The organism is Methanoplanus endosymbiosus, from assembly GCF_024662215.1.
GTDB classification, from domain to species: Archaea; Halobacteriota; Methanomicrobia; order Methanomicrobiales; family Methanomicrobiaceae; genus Methanoplanus; species Methanoplanus endosymbiosus.
This window is the reverse complement of the sequence record NZ_CP096115.1, coordinates 480,258-496,877: the sequence shown is the minus strand read 5'-3', so window position 1 is coordinate 496,877 and position 16,620 is coordinate 480,258. Positions and strand designations below refer to the sequence as shown.

Annotated in this window: 11 protein-coding genes; 8 read left to right on the top strand and 3 right to left on the bottom strand. The window is 41.7% G+C overall.

All coding sequences use genetic code 11. From position 1 onward, the window contains the following. Nucleotides 1–79 precede the first annotated feature (79 nt). The 4 genes from L6E24_RS01975 to L6E24_RS14725 are packed head-to-tail and all read left to right on the top strand — an operon-like array spanning nt 80 to nt 4,120. Nucleotides 80–439: a hypothetical protein gene (locus L6E24_RS01975; protein ID WP_257743059.1), complete on the top strand. Its 360-nt coding sequence runs from the start codon at nt 80–82 to the stop codon at nt 437–439. Beyond that, nucleotides 439–2,127, top strand: coding sequence for an adenine deaminase (ade, locus tag L6E24_RS01970; protein WP_257743058.1), 1,689 nt, complete (start codon nt 439–441; stop codon nt 2,125–2,127). Before L6E24_RS01975 ends, ade begins: the two co-directional genes overlap by 1 nt. Nucleotides 2,128–2,179: 52 nt before the next feature. Further along, the gene (locus tag L6E24_RS01965) at nt 2,180–3,961 is read left to right on the top strand and encodes an IS66 family transposase (RefSeq protein WP_257741442.1); all 1,782 of its coding nucleotides are present in this window, start codon (nt 2,180–2,182) and stop codon (nt 3,959–3,961) included. 51 nt (nt 3,962–4,012) lie between these two features. Beyond that, entirely contained in the window at nt 4,013–4,120 is a 108-nt protein-coding gene (locus L6E24_RS14725) for an adenine deaminase C-terminal domain-containing protein (RefSeq protein ID WP_373021141.1), read from the top strand. Nucleotides 4,121–4,180: 60 nt separating this feature from the next. Here the strand turns inward: L6E24_RS14725 and L6E24_RS01960 are convergent, their stop codons facing one another. After that, nucleotides 4,181–5,059, bottom strand: coding sequence for a heparan-alpha-glucosaminide N-acetyltransferase (locus L6E24_RS01960; protein ID WP_257743057.1), 879 nt, complete (start codon nt 5,057–5,059; stop codon nt 4,181–4,183). Nucleotides 5,060–5,110: 51 nt separating this feature from the next. Between L6E24_RS01960 and L6E24_RS01955 the strand changes: the two genes are divergently transcribed. Then, complete coding sequence (locus tag L6E24_RS01955) at nt 5,111–5,962, top strand: methanogenesis marker 8 protein (protein WP_257743056.1); 852 nt, start codon at nt 5,111–5,113, stop codon at nt 5,960–5,962. Between the two features lie 165 nt (nt 5,963–6,127). On the opposite strand, the gene L6E24_RS01950 is transcribed toward L6E24_RS01955, so the two are convergent. Beyond that, complete coding sequence (locus L6E24_RS01950) at nt 6,128–6,817, bottom strand: HAD family hydrolase (protein WP_257743055.1); 690 nt, start codon at nt 6,815–6,817, stop codon at nt 6,128–6,130. A gap of 391 nt (nt 6,818–7,208) precedes the next feature. Here L6E24_RS01950 and L6E24_RS01945 point away from each other — a divergent pair, with 391 nt between their 5' ends. Next, a complete protein-coding gene (locus L6E24_RS01945; RefSeq protein WP_257743054.1) occupies nt 7,209–9,182 on the top strand; it encodes a GAF domain-containing protein in 1,974 nt (657 codons plus the stop codon). A 130-nt stretch (nt 9,183–9,312) separates the two neighbouring features. Here the strand turns inward: L6E24_RS01945 and dacB are convergent, their stop codons facing one another. After that, nucleotides 9,313–10,998, bottom strand: coding sequence for a D-alanyl-D-alanine carboxypeptidase/D-alanyl-D-alanine endopeptidase (dacB, locus tag L6E24_RS01940; protein WP_257744060.1), 1,686 nt, complete (start codon nt 10,996–10,998; stop codon nt 9,313–9,315). Between the two features lie 506 nt (nt 10,999–11,504). Between dacB and L6E24_RS01935 the strand changes: the two genes are divergently transcribed. Together L6E24_RS01935 and L6E24_RS01930 are read left to right on the top strand one after the other, a co-directional pair. Continuing rightward, nucleotides 11,505–14,477 (top strand): chemotaxis protein CheB, encoded by a 2,973-nt coding sequence (locus L6E24_RS01935; RefSeq protein ID WP_257743053.1) that lies wholly within the window; start codon nt 11,505–11,507, stop codon nt 14,475–14,477. After that, nucleotides 14,467–16,572, top strand: a complete 2,106-nt coding sequence (locus L6E24_RS01930; RefSeq protein WP_257743052.1) for a PAS domain-containing sensor histidine kinase — start codon at nt 14,467–14,469, stop codon at nt 16,570–16,572. The genes L6E24_RS01935 and L6E24_RS01930 overlap by 11 nt, the downstream gene beginning before the upstream one ends. Nucleotides 16,573–16,620 lie beyond the last annotated feature (48 nt).

Here is a 16,620-nt window from a genome sequence, read left to right as displayed (position 1 = left end):
TAATGTTGAAACACTGTAATTTCCCATGTGCCGGAACTAATCCGAATATTTTAAATTCCGGGATAATTAATTTGATTCTATGATCTCTGCCAAAGAAAACCTGCTGATAATTCCTCTGCTGCTGATACTTGCAATATTCTCAGCCGGATGTCTTGATACATCCTTTGGGGCTGTGGAGTACAGTTATCCTCTATTAAATGTTGAGATTAATAATGCCGGTGACGAGGCTGATGCCTATATTCAGGTTACTGTATTTGACCTCTCCGGTTTCAGGCAGATTGAAACCGGAAAATATGTTGAGGATGTACATCTAAATACAGGCCAAAATCTGGTTTCAGTTCCAATTGAACTGGAAAAAGGAGATTATAAACTGTATTTGTATCTGATCGAGAACGATGAGCGCAAAGTGGCTGAGATCAGGGATATTGGTGTTGAATAATGTCTCCGGATGTGAACCTCCTCAAATCTGCACTTGGGGAAGAAAAAGCAGACATTGGTTTCTTAAACGGAATTTTATTCAATCCGTTTACATGCGAATGGCTGAAGCTTGATTTTTATGTGAAAGACGGAATTATTGTCGGCCTGGCTGATAACGAAGAGTCAGGTTCCGGTTTGGGCAATACCGGAGAAGATGAAAATAAGTCCGGGGCTGGTTCAGGCAGTGCTGAAGATAAAGGCGCAGATAATTCAGAATCCGGTTACAGTGCAGAGAAATATATTGATCTGAAGGGTATGAGGGTAATTCCCGGACTTATTGACTCGCATGTGCATATCGAAAGTTCGCTTCTGACACCTTTTGAATATGGCAGGCTTGTAATTCCGCACGGGACAACAGCGGTGATTGCAGACCCGCATGAGATAGCAAATGTTGCAGGCATTGAGGGTATCAATTTCATGATCCATGATTCAGAAAAGACACCGCTTGCATTGTATTATATGGCTCCGGGCTGCGTCCCCGCAACTCCGATGGATAAGGCGGGTGCAGAACTTGATTATGAAGCGTTAAAGGAATTATCGGCCAGTAAAAGTATAATCGGGCTTGGTGAGATGATGAATTTTCCGGGAGTCATCTTTGGCGATGCTGAAGTACAGAAGAAACTGGGAATTTTTGATATTATTGACGGCCATTCCCCTCAACTTTCCGGTAAGGAACTCAATGCCTATATCTCACAGGGAATTGAGAGCGATCATGAATGTACCCGAAAGGAGGAGGCCCTTGAAAAGCTGAGAAAAGGGATGTATATCTATCTGCGTGAAGGTTCGACTGAGAAGAATCTGGCAGAGCTTGCCGGAATTGTAAACTGTCATAATTCACACCGCTGCTCTTTATGCACCGATGACCGCCATGCCGATATGCTCTATAACGACGGACATATAGATGACTGCATCAGGAAAGCCATCTCGGCCGGAATTTTGCCTGAAACTGCAATAAAAATGGCAACACTCTCTCCGGCTGAGAGGTTTGGACTAAAGGATCGAGGCGCTCTCTCTCCGGGCAGAAGGGCAGACTTCTGTACTCTTGCAGACTCTGAAGAGTTCAGGGTTCAGGACACATATATTGCAGGCGTTAAATTTTCCGGCAGTCAAAGAGAGGAGAAAGTCAGCTTTAATTCCGTTTTCAATGCCGGAATACTTACAGAGGATGATCTTAACATCTCCGGCAGGGGAAATGCAAGAATTATCGGGATAAATTCCGGGCAGATAATCACAGATCTGATTGTTGAGGAGATTGATTCATCCACTATTCCGGATATAGATCGTGACATCATCAAAGCTGTAGTCTGTAACCGTTATCGTGCAGCTGGGTGTGGTGTAGGGCTTATAAATGGCCTCAGGATAAGAGAAGGAGCAGTCTGCGCCAGCATCTCACATGACTCACATAACATTGTTGCAGCCGGGGCATCGGATGCGGATATCGTCAGGGCAGTGAACCTTGTCAGAGACAGTTCGGGCGGCATGGCGGCTGTATGCGGCGATGAGAGCTTCATTCTTCCGCTTGACATAGGCGGGATAATGTCATCCGGAAGTTATACTGAGGTTATAGAGGGACTGAAGAAGCTTGAAGAGATTACTGAAAAGACCGGTTCAGTTAAAGATCCGTTGTATCATATCCATAATGTGAGGTAATGTGATAATGGATAATAATTTGTACTTATAAATTCAAAATATAGAATACATTATGTCAAATGGTATCTTCAAAGAATTAGAATCCGTAATAACTCCTGATCGGATAGATAATTCTCCGGATAAAGACATAATATATTTGCTCATCTCAGCCTTTGAGGAACTATCTGCAAAATACGATAAATTATATGAAGAGCATCTTCAACTCAGAGATGATTACAATCATCTAATTGGTGAACAGGGTAGGCCGGAAGCCGCAAAAAAAGGAAAAAGAAAAGGGGGTTCTGGCAATAAAAATCATTCTACTGAGGAGGAACGCTCAAAAAAAGAGAAATCAGATCAAAATAATCCAAATAAAGGCAGAGGAAAACGTAATCATAAAATCGAAATCCATGAAGAAAAGATCTGGTACTCTGACAAAAATAAACTTCCGAAAGATGCAGTTTTTAAAGGCTTTTCTGAATTAATCATACAGGACATTGAAATTCGTCCGAGAAATACAAAGTTTTTACTTGAAAAATATTATTCCCCTTCAGAAGGAAGATATCTCTTAACTGATCGACCTCAAGGATATGGTGGAGAATTTGGTCCTGGAATAAAGGCACTTATTATTGAATGCAAAGCAATTTGTGGAATGAGTGAAAATGGAATTAGAGCCTTTTTAAATAACCATGGTATCTTTATAGCCCAATCTACAATCTCAAGGAAATTAACTGAAAAGAATGAGGTTTTAGATAAAGAATCGGAAGATATACTAAAAGAAGGAATAAAGTCCTCCGATTACCTCCAGACAGATACAACTGGAGCTAATGTAAATGGCACTCAATATAATACACATATCTTTTCAAACCATAATTTCACAGCATTTAGAACTTCTCCAAAAAAGGATAGAATTAGCATAGTTAAGCACATTATGGAAGTTTTAGAACCCAAGTACCTATTCAATGAGTTTGCCTTTGAACATTTATCCAATCTTAGAACCGCAAAAAAATGGATCAAAAAACTTAGAGAAAATATTTACAACTCTTGCTTTAGTGAATTTGAATTAGAAAATAGTTTGGTTGAGTTATTTGGTCAAGAAGGGTTTAAAACGCTTAAAAAGCGAGTTACTGAGGCTGGATTGATTGCTTATTACAGATCACAGAAAGATTACCCAGTTCCAAAAATTCTTCTTACAGATGATGCACCCCAATACGACAATATCACTGAAGAACACCAGTTATGTTGGGTTCATGAAGCCAGACACTATAAAAAATTAAAACCTAAAACTGCTGTAATGAGAAAAGTCCATGAAGATTTCATGGATCGGTTTTGGGCATTTTACAGAGAGATGAGAGCATATAAAGACAATCCATCTCCAGAGTGGGCATTAAAAATTAGAAAGGACTTTGATGAGTTATTTAACAGCGAGACTGAATATAAAGAGTTGAACCTAAGAATTGAGAAGACACACCGGAATAAAGACTTCTTACTCACATTCTTAGATCACCCTCACGTCCCTCTTCATAATAATGATGCTGAGCTTGGAGCACGAGCACAGGTCAGACATCGTGATATAAGCTTATTTACAAGAAATGAGAAAGGAACAAATGTTGTAGACAGAAATTTAACAATTGTTAAAACTGCTAAGAAGTTGGACATAAATCCCTTTGATCATATAGCCGGTTTGATCATAAATGGTCATAGACAAAAATCACTTGCTGAGATAATAGCATGCAAAAACCAGAAAGCAACCTTGGATGATCTTAAAATAGAGGGTAAAAATTCAGTTGCTGCAAAAGAGGACCTTTCAAATGTACCGGTAGGTCAACACAGATACATTTCATCCAACTTATAAAAATTCATTTTTAACCTATTTCTCCGATTTTGGATATGATACGATCCGTTTATGTACCTCTCATTCATTGCCCTGACTGTAATTCCGTCTCTGAGAATCACTGAGAGGGGACTTTTTGATGTCTCTGAGTTTTCCGATGTGCCCCTCTTTAAGTCCTGATTTTTTTCTATGGAGAAGACCTCTCCTGCTCTGAAAACAAATTTACTCTTTTGAATACTATTAAATCAGCATTTTTCCGGATAACAACGAGAGAATCAGTATTATTACAGGCTGATGGATCAGATATATCGGCAGCGTGTTTCTCCCCGGAATTATCAGAAAATTCAGATTCAATCTCTCCTTTATTTCAAATATCCGTTTACCGTTCGGGTAGAGGACTGATCCTGCGTACATCCCCAGGAGGTAAAAGCCAAACCAGGGAAGAAGCGGTTCGTAATCTACTGATACAAAATCTGCCGGATGTATGCCTGAGAATAAGAGGAAGTACGGGCCGGATATATGCTGAACAAAAAATCCGGAGATTATTATTGCTGCTGATATTAAGGGCAGATATTTTTTCAGGCCGAAAAATAGTGGGGAGAGGATGATGGACAGCCCTATCAGATGGAGTATTCCAAATATTATAAATCCCCTTCCTATAGCCAGATATGTGGCAACTGTAATCAGAATGCCAAGGGAGTATATGAACAGTCCTCTCTTAAAGAATTTAATATTTAGCGGTTCTCTGAAGAAACTGATTATTTTATTATTCCTGTTTAATTTCCCGGCAGATTTTTCATTATACGCTTCCTTCTCAGGATTTTTGCCATTATTTTGGATCTGCTTATTATCACCTGCATGCAGCTTACCCTCCTGCTGAATCTCTGATCTCTTCCTGCTGATCCAGACTGAAATTCCGGCTATGAATACAAATAAAAAGGCTGTGGCATAGGCAAAATCCTTCCAGAAGCCAGAACTCACGTTTATGTCAGCTATGCCAAAATAACTGAGATCATAGACAAAATGGAATAATATCATCATCATTAAGGCAAGTCCACGGAGTGAATCAATCTCTCCAAATCTCTCCGGCTTACTGTTGCTGTTATCTTTTGCTGTCATTCCGGCACTAACTATTTATTTCTTCTTTATACAAATAATTCTCAGGTATTTATGACAGATGAACATATCATTGAGGCGGCAGGTATGGCAAGGGTTGTTGTCAGTAACGGAATTGTTGTCAGTGTCGGGGAACCCCTGCTCAAAAGCTGCCCTCTTGCCCGGAAATTCGGTTACCCTGTAATTCAGATGGAAATTCCGGAGATAAAAAAGAATATTGAGGAGAGGATGTCATCCTTTGGCATGTGCACGCCCGAAAGGGATGTTATCAGTGATGATGATTTTGTTCTCTTCGGGGCATCAGAACTGCTGTCAAATGCCTTAAGGTCCGGAATTATTGACTGTGCAGTCATTGCATGTGACGGCGCAGGAAGTGTTGTCTGTGACAACCCCTTGCTTGTGCAGGGAATCGGCGGCAGAATGTCAGGGCTTGTAAAGACAGTGCCGTACAGGCAGGTCATTGAAAGAATCGAAGATGCAGGCGGAATTGTAACAGACATAGAAACTGCGTCCATCAATCCGTTATCTGCTCTTAAAAGTGCAGTAAATTCCGGATACAAAAATCCGGCGGTGACAGTTGCCTCTGCCGCTCTCTCTGAAGAGATCCGCTGCGAATATCCGGAGGCTGTGATTGTGGCAGTTCACACCACCGGAATTTCGCCTCAGGATGCAGAGATACTCTCAGATAACTGTGATCTGATATCTGCATGTGCCTCTGTACATCTCAGAAATATTGCAGGAAAAAAAGCACTTGTGCAGGCCGGAAATTCAGTGCCTGTATATGCCATGACAAAAAGAGGCAGAAAAATAATATTTGATAAACTTATGAATTCAGATAAGCAGGTCTTTGTCAAAGGTATGAACCTGCCATATATGGGTGGAAATGACCCAAAACCTCTGATATGAATTATAATCACATATTTTGCAGATAATATCCAAAAAAGTGCAGGTGATCTTTTGGCATAAGAGCCTTTATGCCAATTCAGGTTTCTGAAAGATTCCGGAATCTGGAATTTGGAATTATAATTTAGAATTTAGGATTTGGAACTATGTCCGGTCAGCATTGATCTCTCAGTCAAGAATGATGATATCATTTAGTTCTGAAAATCTCTCAATGGTATGGCATGGTTTAATATTCATAAATGGCATTTTAAGCCAGTCACCGTATTTTGCATATACAGTATAAAGCCCCATCTCATTTCCCGGCACAATCTCTCTCTTTGGACTGTCACCAACGACCATTGATTTTTCAGGCGATGCGTCAATGCTTTTCAGGCCCCTGTGGAAATTTTCATGCGAGGGTTTTCTCTTTCCGGTGACATCCGGAGTTACGATAAATTCAAAAAAATCACGGATCTCTGTTTTGTTGAGCCTCTTCTCAGCGTTTTCTGTATCAGCATCTGTAACAATTGCCATCCTGTAGCCACTCTCCGAGATCTTCTCAAGAGTCTCCTTTACTTCCGGATATAACTTTATTGACGAGAGTTTTAACTCCTCATATACAGTGACTGACTCTTCAAATATTTCCGGCGACTCAACCCCTTTTAATGCCATAAAATCACGGATATTTTCATGGTTTTCAAAACCGTGAGGGCCGGTCAGGAAATGCCTGAGCAGTTCTTCCCCCGTGCCGGAACCGACAATCTCCGCAACTCTGCTGCATGCAGTAATTTTGGCTTCGGCAAAGTCATAGAGGGTATTATCCATATCAAAGAGGATTCCTTCAGGTGATATTTTTTTATTGTTTTTGCCGTTATTCATCTATATTATTATATGTCAGAACTATAATTTAACATTCACCGGATATTCTGATCAGTTTCTGATGATCATCTGATCAGTGAGAAATATTGTATGAAATCCACAGCATTTATCTGGATGTGTGGGGATTTGGCCACATATTATGGTTAATCTTTAAATCAGGGCTTTTTTTGGGGACAATGTCTGCCAAACCCAAAAGAGTAAATGAGTATGTTTATATGTCCGGATTATATAATATAAATTACCTTACGGGGGGGTTATTATACCAGAGTATCCTGAATCAGGTAACATTAAATCAGATAATATTTCCGGAGTTGAAAAAAATATAGGGAAATGTTCTTTTTTTTCTGACACTGAAGGTGTTAATTTAGTAATTGATAAATTTGGAAATGTTATGATTGCGAATTCGTTATTCTTTGATATCTTTGGGATATCTGAGGATAAATTAGATGATAAACTTAATTTTTATCGTCTAAAACCGGAGAAAAGCTCAGATTATTCAAGAGAATTTAATGACTCCCGGTTAAATGATCGATATAACTCCCCAAAAACCACTGAAATTAATTTTTATGACAATAGCGGCGGCAACCACAGGTTTGTTTACACAGCTGCAAAAATACCGGGAACAGAAAATATTCTTATCTCTGCCATTCCTTCAGATTTAACAGATAATGCCGGAGATAAGCAGAGGATGCTGTCAGGAGGCAGAAGACGGCCGGTCAGAATGTCCAAAAGGACAAACAGGAGAACTGAAAGAGTGACTGCAATCTCTATAAAGGATAATACATACTTTGATCAGTATTTCCATTTCAGTTTCCTTGTGGAGAATCTGCCTGAGACTGTCTTTGTTGTTGTTGGCGGAAAAGTATCATATATCAATAATTCCGGAATAGAATTTTTCAGAATTAAAAACCGCTATGATATTATCGGAAAGTCTCCTGAAGATTATATTAATCTGGTATCTGGGAAGAGATTTTCTGAGATATATGAACAGTTCTGCGCAGGGATATTTAAATTCCCGTTTGAATCCGAGATCAAACTGTACGACGGACGAACTGAACTGGTAGAGATCTCTTCATTTCCTGTAATATATGAAGGTCTTTCCGGCATTCAGTTTTTAGTCCGGGACATCAGTAAGAGAATTAATGCCAGAACTGAAGAGATGTCCCTGAAAAAAAAGAATATTATTCTGAACCAGATACTGGGCGCAGCGAATTCATCTGTCTTTGTCGATGAGATGCTTGACACACTTCTTGAGGCATGCCTTACTGAGCTTGATCTTGATGCTTCCTGGATATATGCAAAAAATGATGACGGTATAACAGCCGACCTTCTTGGAATTAAAAGAATTCCTTCCTGGTTTGAGGATAAATATTCTGAGATAAATATCAGGGAATGGCCATATAATATAATATTTTTTGCAGCACAGCCACGGTATATTGAAAATCTTCCGGATAATCTTCCCGAAATTTCAGATACGGAAATTATGGAGGACCTTGGAATTATCTGCTATGCAGGAATACCCCTCATCTCAGATAATGCGGTTGTCGGTGCTCTCTTTGTAGCCCGTGATTCAAAAGCATCATTTACACAGTTTGAAAAGATTACTCTTGAAAAGATTGGTCAGGAGATCGGCACGGCTCTCGTCCGGTGCATAATTCAGGAGAAGATCGACCAGGAATATTCAGACATATGTGATGGCCTTAAAATTGCAATAGAGGATTTATCTGACATTTATAATGATATTTCCGGAGAGATCTCCCAGAATAATTCCATAGATGATTCCGGTGGAGATATAGTGGGGAATACAGCCGGACGTTACAGTTCTGAAGTAATTAATTTTCCGGATAAGTACAGAGATCACATAAAAAATCTCTCTCTGCTCTCAGGTGCGGATTCATTTTCAGTAAATGATCTCAGGGTTGTTCAGCTTGATTCTGCTCTGGAGTGCGTTGTGGGTTATCTTCCGGATATAAAATTTATTCTGGGGAATTCAGGTGAATCTGTCTATGCCGATGATTATCTCTATCTCTTATTTTTGAATATTATATCATATATTGCCAGGCAGGCAAAGGATCAGCTGTACGTCTCAGTCAGGACAGAATCTGCTGATGAAAGAGTATTATTAATACTGGAATTTTCACTGAACAATCTCCCGCCGGGACTTGAATACCTGACTGACAGCAGCAGATTTTACAGTCCTGGACTTAACAGAGAGAATCTTCCTCTGTATATTGCAAAAATGCTTCTTGAGCGATATAATGGCAGAATAGAAGTTCCATCCCCGGATGGCTGCGAGGGCATGTTATCAGATTCCGGTTCTGGAGCGTTATATATTAAGCTCATTTTTGTAAAGTTCAGCCCATAACTGATATTATCACACAATTATATTGTGCTGGATTATCCTTATCCTGTGCATGAAAGCTGTAATATCTGATAATTTCAGTTGTAGAATATCTTTCCGGAAAAAAAGAAAGGTCTGATCTTTGGGGTATTGATCATAAGCTGCTGTACATTGTAACTGCAACATCGTTCACATCTGAGACAACATCTGCTATACCCTGCATGTCCGATCCTGCGGGTACATTATTGGCATATATTACAAAGGCTATGTCATTGCCATCTTCTGTATTCATATATCCAAGAAGCCCTCTTGCATAGACAAATATATCTCCCGTCATTATAATTGTCACCGATGTTCCGGTTTTTGCGGATATTTTGCCGTATCCGGGATCTCCGGGTTCTGCTCCTTTTGCAAGGGTACCGTCAACCCCTAAGAGTGGCATTGAATCTCTCAGTTCTTTATAATAATCCTGTTTATAGGCATATGAGAGGAGTCCGATAGCAGATTCCGGACTGATCCTGTTGTTGATACTGCCTTCACCATCTGCAAGTGCAAGGCTTCTGACATTTATTCCGGCATTTCTCAGAAATTCCCCCTCTGTTATCATTCCGGCATCAAATGAATCATACCCTTCATATGCACCAATAATTGATATGATGCAGTTTGCATAGAGATTCTGGCTTACTTTTAAGGTTACTTTTGCATATTCGGAAAACGGCGGTGAAGTCAGTTCTGCAACCTTTTGAGAGTTATCATAACTATCCTTCTCCGGAAGTTTATCTGCCGGATTTTTATCTGATGATGATTTGACTGTTATTCCTGCTCTCTCAAGTGCATCAATAAACAGACCGCGTGCAAATTGTGCAGGCACATTGACATTTGAGGTCACATTCACTGATTCTGAACCTTCAGGAATAATGCCTGATATTTCAATAACTTTCTGACCGTTATAATCAGGGATTACCAGATCTCTCTGTGAACAGAAATCTCCGGTTATGATGCTGCTCTTAACTGTATATGCAGATGATTTTGGTCTCCAGTCAACTGCTGCCGGGTTGCCTGCCTTATCCGGAGTTACTGTGATATCGATCAGGTTGTCATTGATTATTATGGGTGTTATTATTCCGTTATCAGCCTCCTTTTCTTCTTTAAACAGGCGGGTATCTATTACCACATCATCAACTGTTCTGATTCCGGAATCATAAATCTGTGCGGAAAGTAAGTTTAATCCGGCCAGTGGATCGGATTTGGTCAGAATACATGATCCAAATGCACCTGCATCGACATGATCTTCATTGGTGAATTCAAGTGTCCCGTCTTCGAGAAGCCGTCCGCCCATTGCAGGGTCGCCTGAAGCAACAAGAATAAGATTGTCTTCTGTGTAATATACCGGAGTTTTAAATCTGTAATCAGGGCCAAGTGTGTCCAGAGCTGTCGTTACAGTGAAGACCTTGGTTGTAGAACCGGGAGTGAACATCTGCTCTGCATTATGTGATACAAGGACTTCTCCGGAGTTCATATCCTTAGCCATAAATCCCCAGTCTGAGTAATCATACCTCTTGTCTGAGATTATGGCATCAATCTCTTCTTTGAACCCTTCCTGACTGTTCATTGTTAAATCCGGTGCATCTTCCCCGTCTGAAATATTATTATCTGTCTGTGTGCACCCGCAGCAGAGTGATGCGGTGATTAAGAGAAGAATTAAGACGATTAATCCTGATTTTATTCTGATATTTATTCCGGATTTAATATTGATAATGTTGTCACTGCTGTCACCATTAATCACAGAATCATTATGATTCCCGGATATATGTGAATCATCCGGATTTTTGTCCTTCATAATTTTCAATTGGGTTTTTTCAGAATATATATTTTGTTTAATTTTTTGTTCGGGAATTTTTTCCTCAGTCGCTGTAACCATCTGTGTCTGTGAAATTTGGTCTTTCTCCTCTCCGGAGAGCCTGCCATATTACTTCCAAAAGGCGGAAGAACAGAAAAAATTAATTATGACTAATGAGGCTGTTGCATGACTATTTTCTAACTGACTATGGGACAATTAAATGGTATATTTTGGTTAATCATCACAATATTTGTGCCAATTGTACCTGTAAATCATACAATTATCCATCAAATTTTATTTGTGCAGCAGCTTCTGATGTGTGAATATTACACTTTGCTCTTTAATTCAGGCGAAATGATTAAGCCTTATACTCTGTTATTTATATATGTGGGAGTGTCTGACTATTTCCGGGGGCAGATATCATCTCTGATGAAGCACTGATCCTGCATACAGGATAATGCCGTCATTAAAAAACAGAGATATTTCCATCAGTTTGAGGGGGATAAATGGCAGACAAATCCAAATCAGAAGAGACACAGGAAGTTACAGAGAATAATTATCAGAATTCCGGCAGCCGGCATTTCCCAATCGTTGGCATTGGTGCATCAGCCGGAGGTCTTGAAGCCTTAGAACAGTTTCTGGCTAATGTACCGCCGGATTCAGGCATGGCCTTTGTGATTGTCCAGCACCTTGATCCAACGCATAAGGGAGTAATGCCCGAACTACTCCGGCGTGTCACCACAATGAAAGTCCTTCAGGTTGCAGACAATATGAAGGTCCTCCCTGACCATGTCTATATAATTCCGCCAAACCGGGATATGTCCCTTCTCCATGGTACGCTCTTCCTGATGGAACCGGCAGAGCCACGCGGACTGAGACTTCCCATAGACTATTTTTTCCGATCTCTTGCAGAGGATCAGCAGGACAGGAGCATCGGAGTCATTCTGTCGGGTATGGGTACAGACGGAACAATCGGCCTGCGGGCCATCAAGGAGAAGGCAGGAATAGCATTTGTGCAGGAACCGGTCTCTGCAAAATTTGACGGCATGCCACGCAGTGCCATTAACGCAGGACTTGCAGACATTGTTGCCGCGGCAGAAGAACTGCCTGAAAAGATAATCACCTATCTCCACCACGCCCCGAAAGTCCATATGCAAAAACCGATCATTGAGGTAAAATCGATCAGCTCTCTTGCCAAAATATTTGTTCTGCTTCGTGAACATACCGGACATGATTTCTCCTTTTACAAAAAAAGTTCTGTTTATCGCCGGATTGAACGGCGCATGGCAATCCACCGGATTGACAGTATAAATACCTATATGCGCTATCTGCGGGAAAATCCGGCTGAACTGGATCTCCTCTTTCATGAACTGCTGATTGGAGTAACCGGTTTTTTCAGGGATCCTTTGGCATGGGAATATATAATTGACCATGTGATTCCTATGCTTATCAAAGAAAAACCCACAGAGTCAACATTCAGGGCGTGGGTTGCCGGATGTTCAACAGGTGAGGAGGCCTACTCCCTTGCCATTGCATTCAGGGAAGCGATGGATAAGTTAAACCATAACAGAAATTATACCCTCCAGATATTTGCTACTGACCTCGATCGTGATGCAATTGAAAAAGCCAGGCAGGGATTATTCCTCTCAAATATATCGGGTGATGTCTCATCAGAACGTCTGAATCGTTTCTTTTCCAGAGAGAAAGGTGGCTACCGGATAAAGAAAGAGATCAGGGAGACAATAATATTTGCTTCACAAAATCTCATTATGGACCCCCCGTTTACCAATCTGGACATTTTAAGCTGCCGAAACCTCCTTATATATCTGGAACCGGAACTGCAGAAGAAGATCATCCCCCTATTTTTCTATTCGTTAAAGCCCGGAGGAATATTATTCCTTGGCAGTTCCGAAACAATCGGAGGACATTCAGCTATCTTTTCCACCATAGATAATAAATTCAGGCTTTATAAACGAAAGGAGACATATCTGCTGCCGGAGATGATTGAATTTCCTATTAACATCTTTCCGCGTCCCCTCTACAGTGTAGAGCAGAATGTCCCTGTAATCAAAAAGGAGGTAAATCTTCAGGCACTTGCAGAAGAACTGATCCTCCGTCAGTATTCACCTCCGGCGGTTCTGACAACTGACAAAGGAGACATTCTCTATCTGAACGGGAGTACAGGGAAATTTATTGAACCTCCGGCAGGAAAGGCCAACTGGAACATATTTGTCATGGCCCGTGAAGGACTGCGTTATGAACTGACCAGATTATTTCAGAAGGCTGTCAGGGAAAAGGATACAATGACAGCCGGAAACCTTCAGGTGAAGACAGACGCAGGGGTGCACCCCACAGACTGCACAGTTCAGTATATCAAAGAACCAAAGGCACTTGAAGGAATGCTTCTTATCGTATTTCCGGAGGCAAAAGCTCCTCCGGAGATAGATATGCCTGTTATTTCCGGTTCAGAATATGGATCTGATACCGGACGCATTGCTGAACTTGAGAGAGAACTCCAGCGGAATTATGAGGAACTACAGACCACACGTGAGGAGATGCAGACATCCCAGGAAGAGCTGAAATCCGCCAACGAAGAGATGCAGTCCACAAACGAAGAACTTCAGTCCACAAATGAGGAGCTGACAACGTCAAGGGAGGAGATGCAGTCCATGAATGAGGAACTTCAGACTGTCAATGCCGAACTTCAGGGCCGGGTTGAAGAATTTTCCAGGACCAACAATGATATGAAGAATCTGCTCAACAGCACCGAGATTGCAACAGTATTTGTCGATGAAAATATGAGCATCCGGCGTTTTACCATTCCTGCTACCCGGATAATTAATTTAATTCCCGGAGACGAGGGCCGGCCTGTGACAGACATTGCATCTGATCTCATATATCCTGATCTTGTAACGGATGCAACAGAGGTGCTGGAGACGCTTGTATTTTCTGAAAAAGAGATCCAGACACGTAATAATAAGTGGTTCAGGGTCCGGATTATGCCTTACAGGACGCTTGAAAATATAATAGACGGTCTTGTGATAACCTTCATTGACATAACATCAGTAAAAAACAAAGAGATAGAACTCATTGCAGCCAGAAAACTTGCAGAAGGCATTATTGCAACCATACGGGAACCTCTCCTTGTACTTGACAGCAGTATGAAGATCGTCAGAGCAAACCGCTTTTTTTATCAGATGTTTCATGTCAGTAACGAAGAGACTGAAGGAAAAAGCCTTTATTCGGTGGGCAAAGGGCAGTGGAACATTCCTGAACTCAGAAGATTTCTTGAGAAAGTTCTTCCTGAAAAGAGATCTTTTGATGATTATATCGTCAGGAATACATTTCCTGAGATAGGAGAACGGGTAATGAAGCTCAATGCAAGGCAGATCTTCTCTGAGGATCTGTCGCCGGAACTGATACTTCTTGCCATTGAAGATGTGACCAATAACAGAGATGAGGCCGGAAATGAGTCATAACAGTCAGAATGGTGAGGAACAGAATATCTCCTGCTGCGATCCCGCACTCCTGCGCAGAAAAGCCGAGGAGATCTTAAAGGAGAGAATGCCTGTTCCTTCAAAGGACAATATATGTGCCGATGAAGTGGCCCTGGTACATGAACTGCAGGTGCATCAGATTGAACTTGACATGCAGAACGAGGAGCTTGAGCGTGCCCGGTCAGAAGCTGAGATGCTGCATGAAAAATTTGTTGACCTCTATGATTTCGCCCCGGTAGGGTATTTCACAATTGACAGGATAGGGACCATACTGGAGGTTAACCTGACCGGATGCCTGCTTTTAGGTCAGGAAAGGCAGAAGGTCATTGGCCGCCGTCTTCAGACATTTATGCTTCCGGGGAGTATTCCTGCATTCAATTTATTCTGCCGGAATGTAACCGGGAGCGGCACAAAAGAGATCTGCGAGGTGGAACTCTTCAGTGACGGGGATAAACGTTTTTTTGCCCATGTTGAAGGGACTGAAATGCCGGAAAAGAGAGAAGATTCCGGGAAAATCCGGATGACAATATCAGACATCACATTGCGAAGAGAGGCAGAAGAGAGTCTGCGGGAGAGCGAGGAGCGGTTTCATATTCTCTTTGAGCAGTCTCCAATACCATATCAGTCGCTTGATGCTGACGGGCGATTCCTTGAGGTGAACAGTACATGGCTTGATCTGCTGGGGTACAGACGGGATGAGGTGATTGGTCACTGGTTTGGGGATTTTCTTGTACCGGAGCATGTAAGCCGCTTTAAGAGGAATTTTCCGGAATTTAAAAAGAATAAAATAACCTCTGATATTGAATTCCTGATGAAAAATAAGGATGGAAGCATCATTCTCACCTCCTTTGACGGAAAGGTTGGACTTAATCCGGATGGATCGTTTAAGCAGACACATTGTGTCTTCCGGGACATCACTGAGAAAAAACAGGTGGAAGAAGCCCTCATTGAGAGTGAAAAGCGGTACCGCGCTCTTTTTGAGGACTCTCCGGTTTCCCTGTGGGAGGAGGACTTCTCTGCGGTTAAATTATGGATTGACTCAAAAAATGCAGAGGGGATAACTGACCTGAAAGCATATTTCAGCCGGCATCCGGAAGATGTCAGGTCATGCGCCCGGATGGTACGGGTGAACGGGATAAACTCCACTACAAAGGCCCTGATTGGGTTAAAGTCAGAGGAAGACTGTTATAAAGATCTCAGTGCCACATTTTCGGACGGGTCATATTTCACATTTAAGGATGAAATAATTTTATTTGCTGCGGGGATTACCCATTATCAGGGCATAGGCGTTATAAAGACATTATCCGGGGAAGAGAAAGACATCCTGATTCACTGTTCGGTTGTACCCGGGTATGAGAAGACATGGGAGAAGGTTCTTGTCTCAATTGTTGATCTCACTGACAGGGTGGCAATGGAAAGATCTCTCCGGCAGGCAAACAGTAAACTTAACCTGCTCTCCAGTATCACCCGGCACGATATTCTCAACGGAGTGACTGTTCTGCTTGGATATATTGATCTTGCCAGTGAAAAGACCACAAATCCGGAATTGAAGTGCTATTTAAACAATCTGGATGAGGCAGCAGAAACAATCCGGCATCAGATCGAATTTACCAAAGAGTACCAGGAGATTGGTGTGAATGCAGCAGCCTGGCAGAATGTCAGTGATGTGGCGGTGACAGCCGGCTCAACATTTAACCGTGATCACGTGATCCTGACTACCAGATGTGGTGATATCGAAATATTTGCAGATCCTCTGCTGCAGAAGGTATTTTATAACCTCTTTGATAATGCATTCCGTTATGCAGCCCCGTTCACAGAGATCACTGTGACCTGTGAGAGAAGAGATGGGGGATTATCTGTTGTCTTTGCTGACGATGGTGCCGGGATCAGTGATGAGGATAAAAAAAAGCTGTTTAAACGCGGATTTGGAAAGCACACAGGTCTTGGACTCTTCCTCTCACGGGAAATTCTGGCCATCACCGGAATTACCATCACTGAAAACGGAGAGCCGGGGAAGGGTGCACGGTTTGAGATGACTGTGCCAAAGGGCGGGTACCGTTTTGCCACAAAGTCATGAACGGCCTTAAACCTCAGATGAAACTGAGAGTTGAGGAGGTTTCTGATG

Bases quoted from the DNA above. Each gene is read 5' to 3' on its own strand.
- L6E24_RS01975 (WP_257743059.1), top strand. From the start codon at position 80: ATGATCTCTGCCAAAGAAAACCTGCTGATAATTCCTCTGCTGCTGATA.
- ade (WP_257743058.1), top strand. From the start codon at position 439: ATGTCTCCGGATGTGAACCTCCTCAAATCTGCACTTGGGGAAGAAAAA.
- L6E24_RS01965 (WP_257741442.1), top strand. From the start codon at position 2,180: ATGTCAAATGGTATCTTCAAAGAATTAGAATCCGTAATAACTCCTGAT.
- L6E24_RS14725 (WP_373021141.1), top strand. From the start codon at position 4,013: ATGTACCTCTCATTCATTGCCCTGACTGTAATTCCGTCTCTGAGAATC.
- L6E24_RS01960 (WP_257743057.1), bottom strand. From the start codon at position 5,059: ATGACAGCAAAAGATAACAGCAACAGTAAGCCGGAGAGATTTGGAGAG.
- L6E24_RS01955 (WP_257743056.1), top strand. From the start codon at position 5,111: ATGACAGATGAACATATCATTGAGGCGGCAGGTATGGCAAGGGTTGTT.
- L6E24_RS01950 (WP_257743055.1), bottom strand. From the start codon at position 6,817: ATGAATAACGGCAAAAACAATAAAAAAATATCACCTGAAGGAATCCTC.
- L6E24_RS01945 (WP_257743054.1), top strand. From the start codon at position 7,209: ATGATTGCGAATTCGTTATTCTTTGATATCTTTGGGATATCTGAGGAT.
- dacB (WP_257744060.1), bottom strand. From the start codon at position 10,998: ATGAAGGACAAAAATCCGGATGATTCACATATATCCGGGAATCATAAT.
- L6E24_RS01935 (WP_257743053.1), top strand. From the start codon at position 11,505: ATGGCAGACAAATCCAAATCAGAAGAGACACAGGAAGTTACAGAGAAT.
- L6E24_RS01930 (WP_257743052.1), top strand. From the start codon at position 14,467: ATGAGTCATAACAGTCAGAATGGTGAGGAACAGAATATCTCCTGCTGC.